Consider the following 4,747-nt stretch of genomic DNA (forward strand, 5'->3'; position numbering starts at 1 on the left):
GAGCCACCAGGGGGAAACGCCTGGTATCTTTATAGTCCTGTCGGGTTTCGCCACCACTGATTTGAGCGTCAGATTTCGTGATGCTTGTCAGGGGGGCGGAGCCTATGGAAAAACGGCTTCGCCGTGGCCTTATCGCTTCCCTGTTAAGCTTCTTCCTGGCATCTCCCAGGAAATTTCCGCCCCGCCTGTAAGCCGGTACCGCTCGCCGCAGCCGAACGACCGAGCGCAGCGAGTCAGTGAGCGAGGAAGCGGAATATATCTTGTATCACATATTCTGCTGACGCTCCGCTGCTGCATTTTTCTCCTGCCACATGAAGCACTTCACTGACACTCGCATCCGTGCCAACATAGTAAGCCAGTATACACTCCGCTAGCGCTCGTGACTGGTTCAGGGCTGCACCCCGAAACCCGCCAACAGCCTGACGCGCCTGCGGCTTGTCCAACCCCGCGCCGACCGGGAAAGGCTTTCCCGCCCGTCCCGGCGTTATCAGGAGGCCGGTTTGTCAGAGAAACGGAGCAAGATGCTCACCATGTGGGTGACGGAGGACGAGCACCGGCGGCTGCTCGAGCGCTGTGACGGCAGGCAGCTGGCGGCGTGGATGCGGCAGATCTGCCTGGACGAAAAGCCGGCACGTTCCGGAAAGCTCCCCTCACTCTCGCCGGCGCTGCTGCGCCAGCTTGCCGGCATGGGCAATAACCTGAACCAGATAGCCCGCCGTGTTAACGCCGGCGGCGGCACCGGCCATGACAGGGTACAGATTGTGGCGGCGCTGATGGCCATCGATGCCGGGCTTGAGCGGCTGCGGCACGCCGTTCTTGAGAAAGGAACGGACGATGATCGTTAAATTTCATCCGCGCGGCCGCGGCGGTGGCGCCGGGCCGGTGGACTATCTGCTGGGTAAAGACCGGCAGCGTGAAGGCGCCACCGTCCTGCAGGGGAAGCCGGAAGAAGTCCGGGAGCTGATTGACGCATCGCCTTACGTTAAGAAATACACCTCCGGGGTACTGTCGTTTGCGGAAGCGGATTTACCTTCCGGCCAGCGGGAAAAGCTGATGGCAAGCTTTGAGCGGGTTCTGATGCCCGGACTTGATAAAGACCAGTACAGCATCCTGTGGGTGGAGCATCGTGACAAGGGGCGGCTTGAGCTGAATTTTCTGATCCCGAACACGGAGCTGCTGACCGGCAGACGGCTCCAGCCGTATTACGATCGCGCCGACCGTCCACGCATCGATGCCTGGCAGACCATCGTGAACGGCAGACTGGGGCTGCACGACCCGAACGCACCGGAGAACCGGCGGGCACTGGTCACACCGTCTGCACTGCCTAAAGCGAAGCAGGAGGCTGCAGAAGCGATTACACGCGGTCTGCTTGCTCTTGCCTCATCCGGGGAGCTGAAAACCCGTCAGGATGTCACTGAGGCGCTGGAAAGCGCAGGTTTTGAGGTGGTCCGCACCACAAAAAGCAGTATCAGCATTGCCGACCCGGACGGGGGGCGAAACATCCGACTGAAGGGAGCCATTTATGAACAGTCTTTTAACGCTGGCGAAGGACTTAGAGCAGAAATCGAAAGCGCAGCAGCAGAATACCGGCGAGATGCTGAAAGCCGCATTCAGCGAGCACGAGAAATCTGTAAAAGCGGAACTGAACGAAAGCGCGAAGAGAATCAGCGCCGCCATCCTCGACCACGACCGGAAACTGTCCTCAGCCATGAGCCAGCGCACGAAAGGCATGGTGCGCATGGTCAGCCAGACGTGGCTGACCATCGTCCTGGTCTCCGCGCTGCTGATCGCCTCGAGCGCGGGCATTCTGTGGTGGCAGGGGCAGCAGATACTCGACAACTACACGACCATCCGGGAGCAGAAGAGCACGCAGGCCATGCTGTCAGAGAGGAACAGCGGCGTGCAGCTCTCGACCTGCGGCGAGCAGAGACGCCGCTGCGTGAAGGTGAACCCGGAAGCGGGACGGTTCGGAGAGGATTCGAGCTGGATGATACTGGCGGGGAAATAGCACATGACGGAGCTGGAAAAACAGTTGCTGAGCGCATTAGAGCAGCTACAGCAGGACTACTCGAAAAGGCTGGACGAGTGGGAGAGCGCCTTCGCGGAATGGCGGACGATGTCTGGTCTTATGCAACGGGAGAACGCAGCGCTGAGCGAGCGCGTCACGGGCTTGAGCAGGCAGGTGCAGAGTTTGAGCGAGCAGCTGCGCCGGTTGTCGAGCGACTGAATGCCGTCGAGCTGCACCGGGAGCAGGAGCGCGTGGTGCAGCATCAGAAAGCGCTGGAGCTGGAGCGATCTCAGCGACAGCGGACGTATAACAGCCCTTCACTGTGATAACCTGATAAAACGGGGCTTTCGGTGGACATCTGCGCTGAAAGCCGGAGCCATTCACCCGACTGCATAGCCATGCAGCCGGGTGAAATTTATCTGGCGCAGAATGCGCGGTTTAGCGGAGAGTTTGCTGCCGGTTTTACCGGGCTGACGCCGCATTTGTTCCGAACCCGTCCGGGGCGGTGCTGATAAGGGATGTTATGGTAAATGCGGCATTTTTTATTATATGGAGTGTATTTTTATGAGAATTAAAAAGCCTCACCTTCGTCCGATAGTCATAACCTTGTCCGTTGGTGGGATTTTGTTAACTTCTATTTTTCTGATTGCCGTTATTATGGTTTTTCAGCGCGAAAATATAGAAAAAGATTTGCTTGATGCTAATTCATCGTACGCTATGAAAATGTCAGATGTAATGAGTGGTTATATTGAAATGGCTCAAGGTGAATTAGCATATGGAGCAAAAAAAATAAAATCAACTAATGATATTGACTCACTTAAAGATGAGGCGGATAGGTTAAGATTGCAGTCTGGTATGTTTAATTCAGTTTTTGTTGTTAGTAATGATGCTGTTGTTCTGGCGACTTCGCCAGAATCTCTTGATTTAGTTGGTACCCGCTTGAATTCAAGTGCCAACAAATTGGCGATTGAGGAAAAGAAACCATTCATATCTTCACCGTTCAAATCAGTTACTGGGAATTTGATTATTTTGTTGTCACATCCTATTTATGATAAGAATGGCAATTACATAGGGCATGTCGGTGGGTCTATATATCTAAAAAAACATAGTTTATTTAGCGATGTTTTGAGCAGGCATTTTTTCAAGAGCGACACTGAAATTAGCATTGTTAGTGATGATGGAACTGTGATCTTTAATAACGATAACAGTGCTGTTGGTCGGCCCATGGTTATGTCTGATGATTTGAAATCAAAGTTAACGGAGTCTGATAGAGGTGAGGGGGAATTTTTTTTTTCGGGGAATAGATATCTTCTGGGTTATGCTCATATGAAAAATACTGCTTGGAATGTGTTGGTTTATAGCCATGCTGAAAGCGCGACTACTATTCTTATTACTTATGCTAAAAGTGTACTTGTTCTGCTAATTGTAATAATTATTGCATTTTCACTTCTTTCATATTTCATTGCCTCCCGTATTTCACTTCCTTTAGAAAAGCTTGCTATATCTACCAATGCTAAAGATATAGGGGCTTCGTTAGTTTATATTAAAGCTATCAATGCTTGGTATGCCGAAGCTGATCGACTTAAAAAGGCACTTTTTACGCATGTTAAGGTAATGATGGAAAGGGTTGATTCTTTAAATGAGGTGGCGCTTAAAGATCCCCTTACCGGCGTGAACAATAGATTGGGGTTTTCAACTAAAATACAGAATAACAAGTATGGGGCAGGAGCTTCAGTTATTGCTATTGATGTTGATTTTTTTAAAAAAATAAATGATAGTTTCGGGCATGGGGTCGGAGATGAGGTGCTTGTTTCTTTGGCTCAGATTATTAAGTCTTGTTGCCGTAGTGAAGATATTATTTGTCGGTTTGGTGGAGAAGAGTTTGTTGTTTTTCTGCCGAATACATCTGTGGTAACAGCGGAGTGTGTTGCGGAGCGTATTAGGAGTGTTATTGAACGTACTGTTTTCCCTAATAACTTGCGTGTCACCGTATCTGCTGGTGTGGCAACACAAGATGATCCTCTTGGTGGGATCGATTTTTTGCTGAAAAATGCTGACGATGCTCTTTATCAAGCTAAGAGAGAGGGGCGTAATAAAGTGATTGTATATAGCGCTATTTGAGTTTTTTTGATGACGCTTTACGCGCTAGTGTGCCGTTTTTTTTTGTGGGGAGGGGGGTTCAAGAAGCGGATCCTCTTGTTATCCCTTCGATGTCGTCGTAATCTCATGCCCTGCAAACAAAAAAACCACCGCTACCAACGGTGGTTCGTTTGCCGGAATCAAGAGCTACCAACTCTTTCTTCCGAAGGTAACTGGCTTTCACGGAGCGCAGGTACCAAAACTGTCCTTCCAGTGTAGCCGCAGTCAGGCCACCACTTCAAGAACTCTGTAGAACACTCTACTACTCCGCTCCGTGAATCCTCTTACTAATGGCTACCGCCACTGGCGATTTTTCGTGTCTGTTCCGGGTTGGACTCAAGATGATAGTTACCGGGACAACGTGGTAGTCGGGCTGAACGGGGGGTTCGTGCATACAGTCCAGCTTGGAGCGAACTGCCTTCCCGGAACCGAGTGTCAGGCGTGGAATGAGATAAACGCGGCCATAACAGCGGATTGACATCGGTAAACCGAAAGGCAGGAACAGGAGAGCGCACGAGGGAGCCACCAGGGGGAAACGCCTGGTATCTTTATAGTCCTGTCGGGTTTCGCCACCACTGATTTGAGCGTCAGATTTCGTGA

At 51.4% G+C, this 4,747-nt stretch carries 5 protein-coding genes; 4 read left to right on the forward strand and 1 reads right to left on the reverse strand.

Annotated elements, in window-relative coordinates:
• Positions 1 to 500: 500 nt before the first annotated feature.
• Positions 501 to 845, forward strand: coding sequence for a MobC family plasmid mobilization relaxosome protein (locus RDN66_RS15445; RefSeq protein WP_031603520.1), 345 nt, complete (start codon positions 501 to 503; stop codon positions 843 to 845).
• Between the two features lie 181 nt (positions 846 to 1,026).
• Here the strand turns inward: RDN66_RS15445 and RDN66_RS24330 are convergent, their stop codons facing one another.
• Positions 1,027 to 1,272: a hypothetical protein gene (locus RDN66_RS24330; protein WP_050497065.1), complete on the reverse strand. Its 246-nt coding sequence runs from the start codon at positions 1,270 to 1,272 to the stop codon at positions 1,027 to 1,029.
• Between the two features lie 250 nt (positions 1,273 to 1,522).
• On the opposite strand from RDN66_RS24330, the gene RDN66_RS15455 reads away from it, so the two are divergent.
• From RDN66_RS15455 to RDN66_RS15465, 3 genes are all read left to right on the forward strand, one after another.
• Entirely contained in the window at positions 1,523 to 2,008 is a 486-nt protein-coding gene (locus RDN66_RS15455; RefSeq protein ID WP_012565228.1) for an MbeB family mobilization protein, read from the forward strand.
• A gap of 3 nt (positions 2,009 to 2,011) precedes the next feature.
• Positions 2,012 to 2,227, forward strand: a complete 216-nt coding sequence (locus tag RDN66_RS15460; RefSeq protein ID WP_015589619.1) for an MbeD family mobilization/exclusion protein — start codon at positions 2,012 to 2,014, stop codon at positions 2,225 to 2,227.
• A gap of 345 nt (positions 2,228 to 2,572) precedes the next feature.
• Positions 2,573 to 4,129 (forward strand): sensor domain-containing diguanylate cyclase, encoded by a 1,557-nt coding sequence (locus tag RDN66_RS15465; protein WP_308537966.1) that lies wholly within the window; start codon positions 2,573 to 2,575, stop codon positions 4,127 to 4,129.
• Positions 4,130 to 4,747 lie beyond the last annotated feature (618 nt).

Origin of the sequence: uncultured Kluyvera sp., assembly GCF_902485085.1 — a bacterium.
Taxonomy (GTDB): Bacteria; Pseudomonadota; Gammaproteobacteria; order Enterobacterales; family Enterobacteriaceae; genus Kluyvera; species Kluyvera ascorbata.

What these genes read in the sequence shown, in the direction of transcription:
- RDN66_RS15455 (WP_012565228.1), top strand. Translation starts at nt 1,523, where the DNA reads ATGAACAGTCTTTTAACGCTGGCGAAGGACTTAGAGCAGAAATCGAAA.
- RDN66_RS15460 (WP_015589619.1), top strand. Translation starts at nt 2,012, where the DNA reads ATGACGGAGCTGGAAAAACAGTTGCTGAGCGCATTAGAGCAGCTACAG.
- RDN66_RS15465 (WP_308537966.1), top strand. Translation starts at nt 2,573, where the DNA reads ATGAGAATTAAAAAGCCTCACCTTCGTCCGATAGTCATAACCTTGTCC.